General features: G+C 65.4%; 11 protein-coding genes. 3 read left to right on the top strand and 8 right to left on the bottom strand.

The features are described 5' to 3' along the window. Positions 1–26: 26 nt before the first annotated feature. The 5 genes from uvrA to C0Z18_RS15065 all read right to left on the bottom strand — a co-directional run bounded on the left by uvrA (position 27) and on the right by C0Z18_RS15065 (position 9,405). The gene (gene uvrA, locus C0Z18_RS15085; protein WP_102646214.1) at positions 27–5,939 is read right to left on the bottom strand and encodes an excinuclease ABC subunit UvrA; all 5,913 of its coding nucleotides are present in this window, start codon (positions 5,937–5,939) and stop codon (positions 27–29) included. Between the two features lie 269 nt (positions 5,940–6,208). Continuing rightward, positions 6,209–6,829: a uracil-DNA glycosylase family protein gene (locus C0Z18_RS15080; RefSeq protein ID WP_102646213.1), complete on the bottom strand. Its 621-nt coding sequence runs from the start codon at positions 6,827–6,829 to the stop codon at positions 6,209–6,211. A gap of 31 nt (positions 6,830–6,860) precedes the next feature. Further along, a complete protein-coding gene (locus C0Z18_RS15075; RefSeq protein WP_102646212.1) occupies positions 6,861–7,238 on the bottom strand; it encodes a DUF488 domain-containing protein in 378 nt (125 codons plus the stop codon). Between the two features lie 50 nt (positions 7,239–7,288). After that, positions 7,289–8,107 (bottom strand): hypothetical protein, encoded by an 819-nt coding sequence (locus C0Z18_RS15070; protein WP_102646211.1) that lies wholly within the window; start codon positions 8,105–8,107, stop codon positions 7,289–7,291. A 233-nt stretch (positions 8,108–8,340) separates the two neighbouring features. Further along, the gene (locus C0Z18_RS15065) at positions 8,341–9,405 is read right to left on the bottom strand and encodes a glycosyltransferase family 4 protein (RefSeq protein ID WP_102646210.1); all 1,065 of its coding nucleotides are present in this window, start codon (positions 9,403–9,405) and stop codon (positions 8,341–8,343) included. A gap of 728 nt (positions 9,406–10,133) precedes the next feature. Between C0Z18_RS15065 and C0Z18_RS15060 the strand changes: the two genes are divergently transcribed. Beyond that, the gene (locus tag C0Z18_RS15060) at positions 10,134–12,002 is read left to right on the top strand and encodes an ABC transporter ATP-binding protein (protein ID WP_233217316.1); all 1,869 of its coding nucleotides are present in this window, start codon (positions 10,134–10,136) and stop codon (positions 12,000–12,002) included. A 61-nt stretch (positions 12,003–12,063) separates the two neighbouring features. Here the strand turns inward: C0Z18_RS15060 and otsA are convergent, their stop codons facing one another. Both otsA and otsB read right to left on the bottom strand, forming a co-directional pair. After that, positions 12,064–13,551 carry an alpha,alpha-trehalose-phosphate synthase (UDP-forming) gene (gene otsA, locus C0Z18_RS15055; RefSeq protein WP_102646209.1) on the bottom strand — a complete coding sequence of 496 codons (1,488 nt, stop codon included), beginning with the start codon at positions 13,549–13,551 and terminating at the stop codon, positions 12,064–12,066. Beyond that, a complete protein-coding gene (gene otsB / locus C0Z18_RS15050) occupies positions 13,548–14,300 on the bottom strand; it encodes a trehalose-phosphatase (protein WP_102646208.1) in 753 nt (250 codons plus the stop codon). Before otsB ends, otsA begins: the two co-directional genes overlap by 4 nt. Positions 14,301–14,617: 317 nt before the next feature. Here otsB and C0Z18_RS15045 point away from each other — a divergent pair, with 317 nt between their 5' ends. Beyond that, positions 14,618–15,289, top strand: coding sequence for an SCO family protein (locus tag C0Z18_RS15045; protein WP_102646207.1), 672 nt, complete (start codon positions 14,618–14,620; stop codon positions 15,287–15,289). Positions 15,290–15,302: 13 nt separating this feature from the next. Continuing rightward, the gene (locus C0Z18_RS15040) at positions 15,303–16,178 is read left to right on the top strand and encodes a cytochrome c oxidase assembly protein (protein WP_102646267.1); all 876 of its coding nucleotides are present in this window, start codon (positions 15,303–15,305) and stop codon (positions 16,176–16,178) included. A 3-nt stretch (positions 16,179–16,181) separates the two neighbouring features. On the opposite strand, the gene C0Z18_RS15035 is transcribed toward C0Z18_RS15040, so the two are convergent. Beyond that, positions 16,182–16,673 (bottom strand): GNAT family N-acetyltransferase, encoded by a 492-nt coding sequence (locus tag C0Z18_RS15035; protein WP_102646268.1) that lies wholly within the window; start codon positions 16,671–16,673, stop codon positions 16,182–16,184. Positions 16,674–16,824: the final 151 nt, after the last annotated feature.

Raw genomic sequence — 16,824 nt, 5'->3', positions numbered from 1 at the left:
GGAACTCAGCCTACGACGAAGCGCCATTAAGCACTACGTCGCCCTTCGCCGGACGGCTGCTTGCTCCGTTCCTTCTCCCCGCGGGCAAGTACCGGCGCGAGCGCTTGTCCCGTATGGCTTTCGCGCACGCGCGAGAGCGTTTCGGGATCGGTGGCGGCGACGATGGTCCCGCCGCCCGCACCGCCCTCCGGCCCGAGATCGATGATCCAATCGGCTTCGGCGATCACATCGAGATCGTGCTCGATCACGATCACGCTATGCCCCGCGTTCACGAGCCGATGCATCACGCGAATCAAGCGAGCGACGTCGGCCATATGCAAGCCGACCGTCGGTTCGTCGAGCACGTAGAACGTATGCGGCGCCTTTTGTCCGCGCCGCGTCACGTCGTCCCTGACCTTCGCCAATTCGGTCACGAGCTTGATCCGCTGCGCCTCGCCGCCCGATAAAGTCGGCGACGGCTGACCGAGCGTCAAGTAGCCCAAGCCCACGTCTTTCATCAACTGCAGCGGATGCGCGATGCTCGGCATCGCCGCGAAGAACTCGACCGCTTCGTCGATCTCCATCGTCAGTACGTCGCCGATGTTCTTGCCGCGCCACGTCACCGCGAGCGTTTCGGGGTTGAAGCGCTGTCCGTGACAAACATCGCACGGCACCTTCACGTCGGGCAAGAAGCTCATGCCGATCGTGCGCACGCCCTGCCCTTCGCAGGCCGGGCAGCGCCCCTCTCCCGTGTTGAAAGAGAAACGCGAAGCGGCGTAGCCGCGCGCCCTCGCCTCGAGCGTATCGGCGAACAGTTTTCGGATCGTGTCCCAGACACCGATGTAAGTGGCCGGGCATGAGCGAGGCGTCTTGCCGATCGGCGTTTGATCGACTTCCAGCACGCGATCGATCGCTTCGAAGCCGGTGATCGACGCGCATCCCTGCCAGTTGTGCGTGACGTTCAAGGGCGCGCGCGTCGCACTCGCGTTCGCGTAGCGGCTCGGTTGCGCGCGCGGCTTCGCGGCTGCGCGTTCGCCTTCTTGCACGGCCTTGCGCGCGCGGCGCGTAGCCGGCGAGGACAAGACGGAACGGCCCACGGCATCGAGCAGGTTCGTCATCAAGACGTCGCGCGCCAGCGTGGACTTGCCCGAGCCCGAGACGCCGGTCACGGCGACGAGCCGCGCGAGCGGAATACGGGCGGTCACGTCGCGCAGGTTGTGCAACGAGGCGCCGTGCACGGTCAACCATTGCTCGGGCACCGCGGCGGTACCTGCCTTGCCCTCGTCGCGCACTTCGCGACGCGGTTGCAACGGATGCACGATCGGCCGCGCGAGGAATTGTCCCGTCAGCGAATCGGCGTGCGAGGCCAAGTCCTTCACACTGCCTTCGGCCACGAGCCGGCCACCGCGTTTGCCCGCGCCGGGACCGATATCGATGATGTGATCGGCTCGCCGGATCGTGTCCTCGTCGTGCTCGACGACCACGAGCGTGTTGCCCTTCTCTCCAAGCTGGTGCAGCGCATCGAGCAAGATGCGGTTATCGCGTGGATGCAGGCCGATGGTCGGTTCGTCGAGCACGTAGCACACGCCCTGCAAGTTGCTGCCGAGCTGCGCCGCGAGCCGGATACGCTGCGCTTCGCCGCCCGACAGGCTGGGCGCCGCGCGATCGAGACTCAGGTAGCCAAGCCCCACCTCTTCGAGAAAACGCAAACGGCTCGCGATTTCGCTGACGACGTCGCGCGCGATCTGCGCATCGCGGCCGGTGAGCGCGATCGCATCGATCCATGCGCGCGTGTCGGACACGGTCCAGCGTCCGACGTCGACGATCGAGCGATCGTCGAAGCGCACCGCGCGCGCCGCTTCGTTCAAGCGCGTGCCGCCGCAATCCGGGCACGGCGTATCGCCGACACCTTCGATCTCCTGCTCCTCCGAAGGCAGCGTCTGCTCCCGGCCGCGGCCGTCTTCGGCGCCCAACACGGTGTCGTCATAAGCCGCGCGCTGTTCACGCGTGAGCGCAAGCCCCGTCCCCACGCAGCTCGTGCACCAACCGTGCTTGCTGTTGTAGGAGAACATGCGCGGATCGAGTTCGGGGTAGCTCGTCGCGCACACGGGGCACGCACGCTTGACGGAAAGCACCTCCATCTCGCCGATGTCCACCGTCGAGCGTTTCGATGCCAACGCATCGGCCAGACCGTCGAGCGGCGCCAGCAGATGCACGACGCCCTTCCCGGCCTCGAGCGCGGCATCGAGGGCACGACGGAGTTCGGCTTCGTTATCGGCCGAGATCACGAGGTCGGCGACAGGCAGCTCGATCGTGTGCTCGCGGAAGCGCTCGAGCTTCGGCCATGGATCGACGGGCACGAATTCGCCGTCGACGCGCAAATGCGTGTGGCCACGTCCCTTCGCCCACTTCGCCAAATCGGTATAGACGCCCTTGCGGTTCACCACGAGCGGCGCGAAAAAGCCCACGTGCTCGCCCGCGTAGTCGCGCAGCAATTGCGCCGCGATCGATTCCGCGCTTTGCGGCTTCACGGGTGTGCCGTCATGCACGCAATGCTGAATGCCGAGCTTCACGTAGAGCAGCCGTAGGAAATGCCAGACTTCGGACGTCGTCGCGACAGTACTCTTGCGGCCGCCGCGCGATAGACGCTGCTCGATGGCCACGGTCGGAGGGATGCCGTAGACGGCATCCACCTCGGGGCGGCCCGCCGGCTGCACGATCGAGCGCGCGTACGCATTGAGCGATTCGAGGTAGCGTCGCTGGCCCTCGTGGAACAGGATGTCGAACGCGAGCGTGGACTTGCCCGAGCCCGATACTCCGGTCACGACGTTGAACTTGCCGTGCGGGATATCGACGTTCAAGCTCTTCAAGTTGTGCTCGCGCGCATTGACGATGCGCACGACGTCGTCGCCCTCGATCGCGCGGCGCGCGCGGGCCGCCGCAAGCGCCGATTGCAGCGGCACGCCGGCCGCATCGGCGTGCTGATCGCCGGCGCCCAAGGTCTCGTCGTATTGCTTGAGCGCAAGCCCCGTGTGCGAGGCTTCGCATGCCTTGATGTCGTCCGGCGTGCCGACTGCAACGACGAGTCCCCCTTCGTCGCCCCCTTCCGGGCCTAGATCGATGATCCAATCGGCCGCGCGAATGACATCAAGGTTGTGCTCGATGACGATCAACGAATGCCCGCGCGCAAGCAACTTGCCGAAGGCGCGCATGAGTTTGGCGATATCGTCGAAGTGCAGACCCGTGGTGGGCTCGTCGAACATGAACAAGCGCCCGCCCGGCGTCGTTTCCGCGCCGATCCTGCCGCTCGTCTCGGCGAGAAAGCCGGCGAGCTTGAGCCGCTGCGCCTCGCCGCCCGAGAGCGTCGGCACCGGCTGGCCGAGTTTGACGTACTCGAGCCCGACCTCGACGATCGGCTGCAGCACGCGCACGACATCGGGATCGGCCGCGAATAGGCTCACGGCCTCGCTCACGGTCAGCTCGAGCACGTCGGCGATCGACAATGCGCGCGCGTCCCGCTCGATCGTGACCTCGAGCACTTCGGCGCGATAGCGGCGGCCGTCGCAATCGGGGCACCGCAAATACACGTCGGACAGAAACTGCATCTCCACGTGTTCGAAGCCCGAGCCGCCGCAGGTCGGACAGCGTCCGTCGCCCGAGTTGAAGCTGAAGGTCCCGGCCGTGTAGCCGCGCTGCAAGGCGAGCGGCGCCTTGGCGAAGAGTTTGCGGATTTCGTCGAAGGCACCGACGTAGCTCGCGGGGTTCGAACGCGCCGTCTTTCCGATCGGCGATTGGTCGACGAATACGGCATCCGCGATCAACTGCACGCCCACCAAACCGCGGTGGGCACCCGGCGCTTCGGTCGCGCGCCCGAGATGGCGCGACAGCGCCGGATAGAGCACGTCCTGCACGAGCGTGGACTTGCCCGAGCCCGACACGCCCGTCACGCAAACGAGCCGCGCCAGCGGAATGTCCACCGTCACGTCGCGCAGATTGTGCTCGGTCGCACCTTCCAGCACGAGCCGCGGCGTGGCCGCATCGACGGGCCTGCGCGCCCATTGCGCCGCATCGGCCACGCGTTTGCGCGCACCGAGGTACTCGCCGGTCAACGTCGGCGCCGAGCGGATGTCGGCCGGCGTGCCGTCGAACACGATCGAACCGCCGCGCTCGCCGGGGCCCGGGCCCATGTCGATGAGACGATCGGCCGCCAGCATCACCGACGGATCATGTTCGACGACGACGAGCGTATTGCCCGCATCGCGCAGCCGCCGCATCGCTTCGACGATGCGATCGAGGTCGCGCGGGTGCAAGCCGATGCTCGGCTCGTCCAGCACGAACAGCGTCTTCGTAAGCGAGGTACCGAGCGCGGTCGTCAAATTGATTCGCTGCACTTCTCCGCCCGAGAGCGTGCGGCTTTGCCGATCGAGCGTCAGGTAGCCGAGCCCGACGTCGCACAGATAGCGCAGCCGCGTACGCACCTCGGCGACGAGCAGCTTGAGCGCGTCGTCGAGCAACGCGCTCGGCAACGTGAGCTCATCGAAGAAACGGCGTATCCGGCCGATCGGCAGCAACATGACGTCATGCACGGTCAGGCCCGGCAACGCTTCGAGCTGCGCGCGCGTGAAGCCGACGCCATGCGGCATGAAGCGCGCCGGCGGCGCCAGCACCGCGTCGGCGTTCGGTTTGGAGCCGAGACGCCAAAGCAGCGATTCGGTTTTCAGCCGCGCGCCGCCGCACGTCTCGCAAGGCGTATAGCTTCGATACTTCGACAAGAGCACACGGATATGCATCTTGTACGCTTTCGATTCGAGGTAGTTGAAGAAGCGGCGCACGCCGTACCACTCGCGCTGCCACTCTCCGTTCCAAGCCGGCGAGCCGTTGATGACCCAGTCGCGCTCTTCGTCGGTCAACTCGGACCAAGGGGTCGTCGTCCGAATACGCGCGCGCGCCGCATAGCGCATCAGATCGTCCTGGCACTCCTTCCAGGCCGGCGTTTGCATCGGCTTGATCGCCCCGCCCGCGAGCGTCTTGCGCACGTCGGGAATCACGAGACCGAGATCGACGCCGATCACGCGGCCGAAACCGCGGCACACGTCGCACGCGCCATAGGCTGAGTTGAACGAAAAGAGACCCGGCTGCGGATCGGCGTAGCGCAGATCGCTTTCCGGACAGTGCAAGCCGGTCGAGAAGCGCCAGATGCGCGGCGCGGCATCGGCCGCATCGGCGGCGGGCGCGTCGGCGTTCGCATCGCTTTCAGGTAACACGTAGACATTCACGCGCCCGGCGCCGCGCTTGAGCGATGCCTCGATGGCCTCGACCGCGCGCGCCTTGTCGGTCTTGCTGAGCCGGAACCGATCGGCCACGACGTCGAGCACTTTGCGCGCGCCGGCCGCCGTCGTCACTTCGCGTTCGGCCTGCACCCGCGTATAGCCGCTCGCCGAGAGCCACTGCCCGACCTCGTCGGCGCTCGTTTGCTCGGGCAACTCGACGGGGAACGTGACGACGAGCCGCTCGTCGCGCTCGGCTGTGCGCGCGACGAGCTCGGCGTAAATCGTCTCGGGCGTGTCGTGGCGCACGGGCTCGGCCGTGACCTTGTCGAAGAGCTGGGCAGCGCGCGCGTAGAGCAACTTCAAATGATCGTTGAGCTCCGTCATCGTCCCGACCGTCGAGCGCGAGCTGCGCACGGGGTTCGTTTGGTCGATGGCGATCGCCGGCGGCACGCCATCCACGCGGTCCACCTGCGGACGATCCATCCGATCGAGGAACTGCCGCGCATAGGCGCTGAACGTCTCGACATAGCGGCGCTGCCCTTCGGCATAGAGCGTGTCGAAAACCAGGCTCGATTTACCGGACCCGGACGGCCCCGTCACGACGGCCATCTCCCCTGTCCGCAGATCGAGATCGATATTTTTGAGATTGTGTTGACGAGCTCCGCGAATGCGGATGACGCCGGAAGTCATGGGACGTGTCCTTTCTACGCGCTATACGGAACGATGCACGCCGTCATTCGAGATAAGACAGCGCGCCAGGGGTGCCATGATAGTCCTGCGCGGCCGAATTGGCCGGCTCGCGCTTCGCCCGTCTAGCTTTGTTCGAGGAAAGCCCCGCCGATACGCGCCGGAGCCAAGATTGGTCGCGGCGGGGAGATAAATTAGTGACAGCCACTGACGGAAATACGGGGCGGGAGACCTACTCGCCTACTCGCGCGCGATGCTCGCGTTTGGCTCGATCACAGCGTCGAGGCGAGCGGTTTCCCGCGCAGCGCCTTCGCCACGCGCTCCTTGAGCACGGGCAGCAACTCCCGCTCGAACCAAGGATGGTGTTTGAACCAGCCTTGATTGCGCGGCGATGGATGGGGCAACGGCATACGCGACGGCCCATAGTCGCGCCACGCCGCAACCGTCTCGGTCAGACTCGCGCGCCGCTCATCGCCGAGAAATCGCCGTTGCGCATAGGCGCCGACGAGCAACGTCAACTCGATGCCGGGCATTTGCGCCAGCACGCGGTCGAGCCATAGTTCGGCGCATTCCCGCCGCGGCGGCAAGTCGCCCGACGCGCCGCGTCCCGGATAGCAATATCCCATCGGCACGAGTGCGATCGCGCTCGGATCGTAGAAGCGGTCAGGACCGATCCCCAGCCATTCGCGCAAGCGCTCGCCGCTCTTGTCGTCCCACGGGATTCCCGAGGCGTGCACGCGCGCACCGGGTGCCTGCCCGATGACGAGCACCCGGGCATCGCGCCCCACTTGCAAGACGGGCCTCGGCCCATGCGGCAAATGCGCTTCGCAAGCGCGGCACGCGCGGATTTCGGCGAGCAGCGATGGCAATGTGACGCGGGGCGAGGAGGACATCGACAAGACGGGACGAGAAGCAGTCGATATTTCAATGATGATGGGCGAGCTTACGCGCGAGGTAGGCGCGAAGCACGACCGCTTGATTGTGCTCGCGGTCGCGCGCGCCGAAAACTAGCGTGACGGGCCCGCGCTCGGCGGCGTCGAGAAGCGGCTGCCAGGACGCGGGATTAGCGTCGAGCTCGGCCCGGTAGCGCGTTTGAAATTCTTCCCAGCGCGCGGGATCGTGCCCGAACCAACGCCGCAACGCCGTGCTCGGCGCGACGTCGCGCAACCACGCCTCGATGCCCAGCGATTCCTTGCTGACGCCGCGCGGCCACATGCGGTCCACCAAAACGCGCGTCCCGCTATCGGACCCGGGCGGGTCGTACGCCCGGGCGATATCGATTCGACTCTGCTTCACAGACATTGTTGGCCCTCGCCCTAGCGCGGCGCGAACTCGAGTACCGCGGCGCGCGCTCAGACCTGACGCAGCGTCGCGTCGAGCGCATGCGCCGCGCTTCGATCGCCTTCCGTCGCGAGCGTCGCCCGAAAAACCGTTTGCCGATTGTGACCGACCGCGGCCGGCGAATCCCACAGCAACTCTACTTGCGAACGCCGTGCCCAACCGTGCGTGCGGGCCCCGGTCTCGCCGCCCTGCGTGCGGGCCGCCGGCGCATACGCGACTGGACGCTCGCGTTCGATCGCCGAGGCGGCGGGCCATTTGACGGAAAGCTCCCGTGCATCGTACTGCCCGAGCTTGCGGCTTTCCACCCAGACGACGACCGTGCGCGTCGCCGCATCGAGCGACACGGCATAGCGGCCGATCGCGAAGCGCCTCGCCGCGGCGTTGGTACGCCACAACGCGCGCGGACGGCAAATCCAAAGCACGGCTGCATACAGCGCGGGCGCGGCGACGAGCCAGCCGTTCGTTTCGGTAATCGCATTGACGGTTCGGCGGCCGCCGGCCGCCCAGACGAAAACGCCGATCGACCAGATCGCAAATAGCAGACACAAGAACGCGAACAGCCGCAAGGCCTGCCGCAGCCATTGCGGAAGCGGGTGAAACGGACGCTCCGCGCGCGCCCGCGCGCCGGGCAACACGATCAGCAAGAACAAAAAGACGCCGTTGATCGAGGCCCAAGGTGAGGAGGCCATGGCCGACAGCGATTCGCCGTAGCCCATCTGCGACATGGAATAGAGCCAACGCGCGAGCAAGACGAGACCGATGGCGCGCAGCGTGAACATCGTGCCGGCACCGGGTGCCGGATCCGTGCGCGTGGGGTTCGCTCTCGCCAAGACGCTCTCCTAAGGTCAATCGTTCTCGCCGCCCTTTTCGCGGCAGCAGCATTATAGGGACTTGAGCGCCGGCTTCCCACTTTCGGCGAACGCGCGAAACACGAATTCTTGCCGGAAAAACTTGCCACCGGACGATAAAAACGACACGCCCCGCGTGCCGCAAGGCAGGCGGGGCGTGTGCCGAGGTGAGCGGCGAGCCGCGTCGGGCGAGAAGCCCGACGCATGATCGCGACTTAACCGGCGGCGACTTCGCGCAGCACCGTGCGGCGCTTTTGACGCAGCAGGTTTTCGTACGACGCAAGGTAGTTCTGCGCCATGACCTTCGACGTGAAGCGCGCTTCGAAAGCCTTGCGCACCGTCTCGCGCGGTAGCGACGACAGACGCTTGACGGCGGCCACGGCCGACAGTTCGTCTTCCACGACGAAGCCCGACACGCCGTTTTCGATGACTTCAGGTACCGAACCGCGCTTGAACGCGATAACGGGCGTGCCGCAAGCCATCGCCTCGATCATGACGAGACCGAAGGGCTCCGGCCAATCGATCGGGAACAGCAGCGCATGGGCGCCGCCCAGGAACTCGGCCTTCTCCGATTCGCTGATTTCGCCGATGTATTCGACGTGCGGCAGCGCGAACAGCGGCTTGATCTGCTCTTCGTAGTAGGCGCGGTCGGCCTTGTCGAGCTTCGCGGCGATCTTGATCTTCATGCCGGCTTTTTCGGCGATGCGAATGGCCGTGTCCACGCGCTTCTCCGGCGAAATGCGGCCGAGGAACGCCAAGTAGCTCGGCTCGATATCCTTGCGCGGCGTCAGCAGGTTCTCGGGCAGGCCGTGATAGACCGTCGAGAGCCAGCTTGCCTGCGGCAGCGGCATACGCTGGTTGTCCGAGATCGACACCACGGGCACTTCGTTGAACGTATTGAAGATCGGCTGCAATTCAGGCAGATCGAGACGGCCGTGCAGCGTGGTCAGGTGCGGCACCGGCTGACGCGAGAACAGCGAGAACGGGTAATAGTCGATATGAAAGTGCAGCACGTCGAATTCGTCGGCGCGGCGACGCACTTCCTCGAGCAACAGCATGTGGGGAGCCATCGTGTCGCGGATCGAAGGATCGAGACGCAGGGCTTGCGGCCAGAACGCTTCGAGCTTCGCCGAGGTGATCGAATCGCCGCTCGCGAACAACGTCACGTCGTGGCCGAGTTCGACGAGGGCTTCCGTCAAATACGACACCACGCGCTCCGTTCCGCCGTAGAGCTTCGGAGGAACCGCTTCGTGCAAAGGAGCGATTTGAGCGATCCGCATAGTGATGAACTCCTAATAAAAATTCAGGCAAATGTATTGACGTTTTTTGGAAGCGAATCGCCCGCTTCAGCATCAGGCCGCAGCAACCCATCCCTCCGGGAACGGGTGCGATTCGCCCTTGGCCGCCGACGACACTGCTCGATCGATCTTGGGGCTACGCGCCACAGTCGTTAAACGTGCGGCTCGCCCAAACGTTGACGGCGCACGTCAAATTCTCCTAGGGCAAACCCGGATCGATTATCCGACCGGTTTCATGCTGCGCCGCAGGAGATTTCAAACTCTTTACGTTGTTACAAGCCGGATACATTTCGCCCGACACGGCAGGCCCCACGGCGCCTACAGTAGCCCGAAGCACCGAGCGCGGCGACCGTCCCGGCCGAGCCGCCGCACGAGTTCCGTGCACGGCGCCACGATTGATCGGCGCCTTGGCGACGCCAAGCGATCTGATCCAGCCCCCAAATGCGACAATCCCCGAGGCATTTGGACATAACCGGCTATTGTATCGGAAAATTACGGTTAGCTTCGATCGACCTTTCGTTCGAGACGCGCACCGAACTTGCTCCATGGAACCGGGACGATGCGCCGCCGCAAATCGGCGTTGTGCATATCCAACGCTCGTCGTGAAGCCCCGGGGAAGTTCCGCGGATGTTTACAATGGCGGCGTGCCGCGCTATCTCGTTATTACTCGAGATTGGCTGCCGGTACGCCACACGCAGACTATGCTTTTGATGACACTCGCTTCGCGTGCCTCGCACGAACCACAATTGGAACATTTGACCGTCGCCGAACGTAATGCGCGCAACGCCCGGCTCTCGAGCTATGCCGACCGTCCGCTCGCGTTCTTGCTCAGTTACATCCGGCGCCATCCCGTTTCCCACACGATCGTGCTGGCGAGCGTCTTCGCCGCCGTCATGTGCGCGCTCGCCTCGCAATACGCGATCAAGCATCTGATCGACGTGCTCGGCATGGGCCGCGACCACCCCGGCCCGCTCTGGGGCGCCTTCGCGATCCTCGTGGGCCTCATCGCGGCCGACAACTTGCTTTGGCGTATCGGCGGCTGGGTCGCCGCCCATGCGTTCGTCCACGTGACGGGCGACTTGCGGCGCGATTTGTTCCAGTACTTGACCGGCCACTCGCCGACCTACTTCTCCGAGCGGCAACCGGGCACCATCGCCAGCCGCATCACGGCGACGTCGAACGCGGTCTACACGTCCGAAAACACGATGGCGTGGAACGTCCTGCCGCCGTGCATCGCCGTGATCGGCGCGATCGTCATGATCGTGACGGTCAACCCCGTCATGGCGGGCAGTCTCTTGCTGTGCTCCGGTGTGCTCGCCGTGGTGCTGTTCAAGCTCGCCGGGCGCGGCTCGTCGCGGCACCACAATTTCGCCACGAAGGCCGCGGCCGTGGACGGCGAGCTGGTGGACGTCATCGGCAACATGGGCCTCGTGCGCGCCTTCGGTATGACGTTTCGCGAACAGCGGCGTTTCGGCGAAACGGTCAAGGCAGAGATGGATGCGCGCCAGCAGAGTCTGCTGTACTTGGAACGGCTGCGGCTGTTGCATGCGGTCATCACCGCGCTGTTGTCGGCCGGATTGCTCGGCTGGGCGCTCTGGCTATGGACGCAGGGCCGCGCAACCTCCGGCGACATCGTGCTCACGAGTTCGCTCGGCTTTACGATTCTGCACGGAACGCGCGATCTCGCCGTCGCCCTCGTCGACGTGACGCAGCACATCGCGCGGCTCGCCGAAGCCGTCAAGACGCTGCTGCAACCGCATGGGATGCCCGATCGCGAAGATGCCGTGCCGCTCGTCGCGCACGGCGGACGCGTCGACTTCGAGGGCGTGACGTTCGCCTACCCGCGCCGCAAACCCATCCTCGATCAGTTCGATCTGCACATCGAAGCCGGCCAGCGCGTGGGGCTCGTCGGCAAGTCGGGCGCGGGCAAATCGACCGTGCTCGCGCTGCTGCAACGCTTTTACGACACGCAAGGCGGCTCGATCCGGATCGACGGACAAGATATCGGCGCCATCACGCAAGACAGCCTGCGCCATACGATTGCGCTCGTCCCTCAGGACATCGCGCTCTTTCATCGGACTGTGTACGAGAACATCGCCTACGGCCGGCCCGAGGCCACGCGCGAAGAAGTGCATGCCGCCGCGCGTGAAGCGCGCTGCACGGATTTCATCGAGGCGATGCCCGACGGCTTCGACACGATCGTCGGCGACCGCGGCGTCAAGCTTTCGGGCGGCCAGCGCCAACGGATCGCCATCGCCCGCGCCATTTTGAAAAACGCCCCGATCCTGTTGCTCGACGAAGCCACCTCGGCGCTCGACAGCGCATCCGAAGAAGCGATCCAACAAGCACTCGACCGCCTCATGGTCGGGCGCACCGTGATCGCGATCGCGCACCGCTTGTCGACACTGCAACACTTCGACCGCATCATCGTCATGAGCGCGGGTAAAGTCATCGACGACGGCACGCCCGAAGCGCTGCGCAATCGTCCCGGCATCTATCGCGATCTGCTGACCAAACAGCACGGCAAAGCCCTGCTGCCGCACTCCGGCGGACGCAAGATCGACGAGCACGTCGCCTAAGCGGCACCCGCTCGAGCGACAAGGCCCGGTGCGCGATGCACCGGGCCTTGTCGTTTCCGGCTTACGCGGCCACGCGTTTGCGAGCCGTCTTCGCGCGCGCCGGCGCGCCCTTCCCGCCCGGCGGGCCCGCCGCCGGCCGCCGGCCGTGCTCGTGCGCCAGGTCGCGCAAGAACGTATCGCGCCAGACCGAGACATTGTTGCTGCGCAACTGGGCAATCATGTCGCGGTAGCGCGCACGCCGCTCCGCGAGCGGCATCGACAGCGCCTGAGCGAGCGCCTGCGCCATCCCGTCGATGTCGATCGGGTTGACGATGAGCGCACCCGTCAATTCGTCCGCGGCGCCGGCGAATCGCGACAGCACCAGCACGCCGGGATCGTCAGGGTCTTGCGCGGACACGTATTCCTTGGCGACGAGATTCATTCCGTCGCGCAACGGCGTGACGTACCCGACATGCGATTGCCGGAACAACGCCGCCAGCACCGAGCGCTCGTACTGCCGATGGATGTAGCGAATCGGCGTCCAGTCGAGTTCCGCGAAGCGGCCGTTGATACGCCCGAGTTCCGATTCGAGCCGCAGCCGGATGTCCTGGTAGGCATGCATGTCGGCCCGCGTGGGCGGCGCGATCTGGACGTACGACACGTTGTTGCGGTACGCCGGTACATGATCGAGCAAGCGCTCGAACGCTCGGAAACGCTCCACGAGCCCTTTCGAATAATCGAGCCGATCGACGCTCATGATCAGTTTTCGCTCATGCAGCGTCTGGCGCATCATGCGCACGGACTTGCCGCGCGCCCCGGCTTTGGCGAGTTGCGCGATTTCGTCGGGATACACGCCGATAGGATAGGCCGCCGCGCGAAGCGAGCGCCCAAAGGCGCGCACCCGCGCGGGCGAACCCGCAATGAACGTCGCGGCGTGCAGCCCGCCCTCGATCTCGCCGCCGGCTTCATGGACCACGTAGTCGCAAAACGCCCGGACGTCCGCCTGAGTTTGAAACCCGAGCAAATCGAACGAGCAGAGCGCCTCGACGAGCGCGCGATGCGGCGGCACCGCAAGCAGCACCTGGGCGGCCGGAAAGGGGATATGCAGGAAAAAGCCGATGCGATTCTCGACCCCGGCCGCGCGCAACGCCTGCGCGAACGGAATCAGGTGATAGTCGTGCACCCAGATCACGTCGTCGGGACGCAGCAGCGGCACGAGTTGCTGCGCGAGCCACGTGTTCACGCGCCAGTAGCCCTCGAAATCGTGGCCGTCGTACTGGATCATGTCGGCCCGATAGTGAAACGCGGGCCACAGCGTTGCATTCGAAAAGCCGCGGTAGTACTGATCGTAGTCGCGCCGCGCGAGCCCGATCGTGGCGAAGGTGACGGGGCCTTGCTCGACGAGTTGCAACTGCGGCTGCCCCGACGAGACCACCTCGCCGCTCCAGCCGAACCACATGCCGCCCGTTTCCTTGAGTGCGTCGTAGACGCCGACCGCCAGGCCGCCGGCGGCCGGGCCGCCCTCCGAGATCGGTGCGACCCGGTTCGAAACGATGATCAAACGACTCATGATGAACGCTGTGCGGCGGCGACGATATCGGCAAGCCAATCGACGAATGCGCCGACCGATTCCACACGCGAACGAGCCGACGTATCGCCCGCGCCGACTTTGATCGAGAGACCGCCGCGTTCGTTGACCACGGCGAACGCCTTTTCGTCGGTCAAATCGTCGCCGGCGAAAACCGGTGTGCGTCCGGCGAACGGCGGCTCGTCGAGGAAGGCCGACAGTGCGCGCCCTTTGTCGACGTTCTTCGGCTTGATTTCGAAAACCATCTTGCCGGGCTGCAACACATAGGCGTCGGGGTGCTCGTCGACGAGGCGTTGCGTCGCCTCGCGCGCAACCGTTTCGGCCAGCGGCGCATTGCGGTAATGCAGTGCGAGCGCGGCTCCCTTGATCTCGAGCAGCGTGCCCGGATGGGCGTTGACGAGTTCGGCCAACACGCGCTCCATGCGCAGCAAGCGCTCGTCGTTGAAACCGAGCCGGACCGTATCGCCGCTCGCGTCGCGCCGCTCCGCGCCGTGCAGACCCGCCACGGGCAAATCGGGCATGCCGAGGAAAGCATCGATGCTATCGATGCCTCGGCCGGAGACGACGGCCACCGCGCCGCGCGACAAGCGCCGCAACTGCGCGAGCGCATCGACCACGGTCGGCGGCACGACGACGCCGTCCGGCGTGGGAGCCAGCTCGACGAGCGTGCCGTCGAAATCGAAGAAGAACGCCGTCTCGCTCGGAGACAGAAAAGCCGGTAAAGATTGCATCAGCTTAATTCGCGTGACGGCCTCGCGCGGCTCATAGCCACGAAAAACCGGAAAAGTTTGCGCATCTTACCGCGCCTGCGTCGCCTTTTCGAGCAAGAACGCCTCGAAAACGCCGAGCCTCCGCTCGGTGACGCATCGTGGCTCCCTTCCCCGTATGTTGCCTGGTCCTGCGACATAATGCCTCGCCGTGGGCGGGTATTGGCGCGGTGAACGGTAACTGTTAGTTATTTGCGCTATAGTCGCTCGCTCGCAACCGCCTAGCCCGCGCTGCCCGCGAGGGCGAAGCCGCGGCGCCGCAGCCCCCTCTCGAGTCACGCATGCCGCCAAGAGTTCCGCGCGTCGAACCGACTTCCTTCGCTTGCCGTCCCGCTCAACCCGCACGGCCCGTTCGCGCGCGGGTATTGCGCGGCCTCGCCGGCCTTGCCTGCGCCGCGTTGCTTGCGGGCTGCTCGCACGACGAAGGCCATTGGCAATTGACCGACGTAACCGGGCACCTGCCCGATCTCGCATTCAAGCTCACGGAAGACACGGGCAAGAGCGTGACGGCAACGGCGTATCGTGGGGAGACGACGCTCGTCTACTTCGGATACACGCACTGTCCCGACGTCTGCCCGGAGACCATGGCCCGGCTGATGCAAGTCCTCGAGAAACTGCCGGCGGCCGACGCGCGCCAAGTACGCATTTTGTTCATTTCCGTGGATCCGGCCCGCGACACGCCGCAATCGCTGCACGCCTACGTGGCGGCGTTCGATGCGCAGCACATCCGGGGCCTGACCGGCACGGACGCGCAGGTCGAATCGCTCGCGAAGCGTTACCGCGTGGCCTACCAGATGGAAAAGCGCGATCCGAACGGCGGCTACGAGGTCACGCACAGTTCGGCCGTCTATATCTTCGATCGCGAAGGCCATGCCCGCTTGCTGGCCACGAGCGGCGATACGCCGGATGCGATCGCGCACGACCTGCAACGCATCATCGAGCAAGATGCATGAACCGGAAGTCGTCATGAACCTGCTTTATTGGCTCGATCCTTGGGAGCCCTCGCCGACGGTCGTGATCGCCGTGCTGGCGGCCGCGATCCTCTATGCGCGCGGCGCGCGGCATGCGCGCGTCTCGCTGCTGCGCCGGATATCGTTCTGGTTCGGGCTCACCGCGCTTTATATCGCCCTGCACACGCGGCTCGACTACTTCTTCGAGCATGAGTTCTTCATGCATCGTTTGCAGCACCTCGTGCTCCACCACTTGGGGCCGTTCTTCATCGCGTGGTCGTATCCGGGCGCCGCGCTGCGAGCCGGCATTCCGTTCAGTTGGCGCAGGCGTTTCATCGGACCGGCCGTGCGCACGCAGCCGATGCGCCTCATCCTGAACGTGGTTTTCAATCCGGTCGTCGCGGTGGTGCTGTTCGTCGGGCTGATCTATTTTTGGCTGCTCTCGCCGATCCACTTCAAGGCCATGCTCGACTGGCGGCTGTATCGCGTCATGAACTGGAGCATGGTCGTGGATGGCCTGCTGTTCTGGTGGCTCGTACTCGATCCGCGGCCGGCCCCGCCGGCGCGCTTGGCGCCGGGACGGCGCATCATGATCGTCGTCGCCGCGATTCCGCCGCAAATCGTCCTCGGTGCGCTGATCTTCTTCACCCCGCGCGAGCTCTATCCGATCTATTCGATCTGCGGCCGAGCCTTTACGTGGATCAGCCCGATTCGCGACCAGCAAATCGGCGGGCTATTGCTCTGGATTCCGGGATCGATGATGAGCGTGTTCGGCGCGCTGATCGCCTTGCGTCATTGGATGCGGTTGTCGGCGCGCGAGCGGCTGATCGAGGAGCGCCGCCGCGACGCGCCGGTCGCGACCCGGCCGCCGGCGCCCGTCCAAGCGCATTGAGCGTCAGACGGAACGCATCCAGACGTGGGGGATGCCGTCGTCGTCATGCACATCCGAAATCGGCTCGAAGCCGAAAGCGCCGTAAAACATCCGCAAATGCGCCTGAGCATGCAGTTTGATCGCCGTCTCGGGCCATTGCGCCACGATGCGCTCGAGCGCTTGGGCCAGCATCGCGCTGCCTAGACCGATGCGGCGAAATTCCGACGTGGTCAGGACGCGGCCGATGCGCACATCGGTGTCCGACGCGTCCGGCAGCAACACGCGCAGGTAGCCGGCCAGCTTCGCGGCCTTCGCCTCGCTTCCGGGCGAATAGGCGAACAGGTGCCAGGCGTCTTTGTCGAGACCGTCGACATCGTTGTAGACGCATTGCTGCTCGACGATGAACACGGCGTTGCGCGCCTCGAGCATGTCGTACGTCTCGTCGGCCGTGAGTTGAGCGAACGGCTTCCAGCGCCATTCGAGCGATTCGTGCATAGCGTGGGTGACATCGGCCATGGGCAAGTCCCGGAAAAATTGAGCCGGACGATTATCGCGCGACATCGGGGCGAGCGCCACGCATGCCGGCGGCCGCCGAGGCGCGTACGATGCGCAGGAACGAAGCGCCTGCGCCGAAACATCCGGCCGACCCTCCCGCTCGAGCCCAGTC

It is taken from the genome of Trinickia dabaoshanensis (genome assembly GCF_002879885.1).
Taxonomy (GTDB): Bacteria; Pseudomonadota; Gammaproteobacteria; order Burkholderiales; family Burkholderiaceae; genus Trinickia; species Trinickia dabaoshanensis.
The sequence above is the reverse complement of the archived record's forward strand: the minus strand, read 5'-3'. Positions and strand labels throughout refer to the sequence as shown.

What these genes read in the sequence shown, in the direction of transcription:
- C0Z18_RS15040 (WP_102646267.1), top strand. Translation starts at nt 15,303, where the DNA reads ATGAACCTGCTTTATTGGCTCGATCCTTGGGAGCCCTCGCCGACGGTC.
- otsB (WP_102646208.1), bottom strand. Translation starts at nt 14,300, where the DNA reads ATGCAATCTTTACCGGCTTTTCTGTCTCCGAGCGAGACGGCGTTCTTC.
- C0Z18_RS15080 (WP_102646213.1), bottom strand. Translation starts at nt 6,829, where the DNA reads ATGTCCTCCTCGCCCCGCGTCACATTGCCATCGCTGCTCGCCGAAATC.
- C0Z18_RS15065 (WP_102646210.1), bottom strand. Translation starts at nt 9,405, where the DNA reads ATGCGGATCGCTCAAATCGCTCCTTTGCACGAAGCGGTTCCTCCGAAG.
- C0Z18_RS15045 (WP_102646207.1), top strand. Translation starts at nt 14,618, where the DNA reads ATGCCGCCAAGAGTTCCGCGCGTCGAACCGACTTCCTTCGCTTGCCGT.
- C0Z18_RS15060 (WP_233217316.1), top strand. Translation starts at nt 10,134, where the DNA reads ATGACACTCGCTTCGCGTGCCTCGCACGAACCACAATTGGAACATTTG.
- uvrA (WP_102646214.1), bottom strand. Translation starts at nt 5,939, where the DNA reads ATGACTTCCGGCGTCATCCGCATTCGCGGAGCTCGTCAACACAATCTC.
- C0Z18_RS15035 (WP_102646268.1), bottom strand. Translation starts at nt 16,673, where the DNA reads ATGGCCGATGTCACCCACGCTATGCACGAATCGCTCGAATGGCGCTGG.
- C0Z18_RS15075 (WP_102646212.1), bottom strand. Translation starts at nt 7,238, where the DNA reads ATGTCTGTGAAGCAGAGTCGAATCGATATCGCCCGGGCGTACGACCCG.
- otsA (WP_102646209.1), bottom strand. Translation starts at nt 13,551, where the DNA reads ATGAGTCGTTTGATCATCGTTTCGAACCGGGTCGCACCGATCTCGGAG.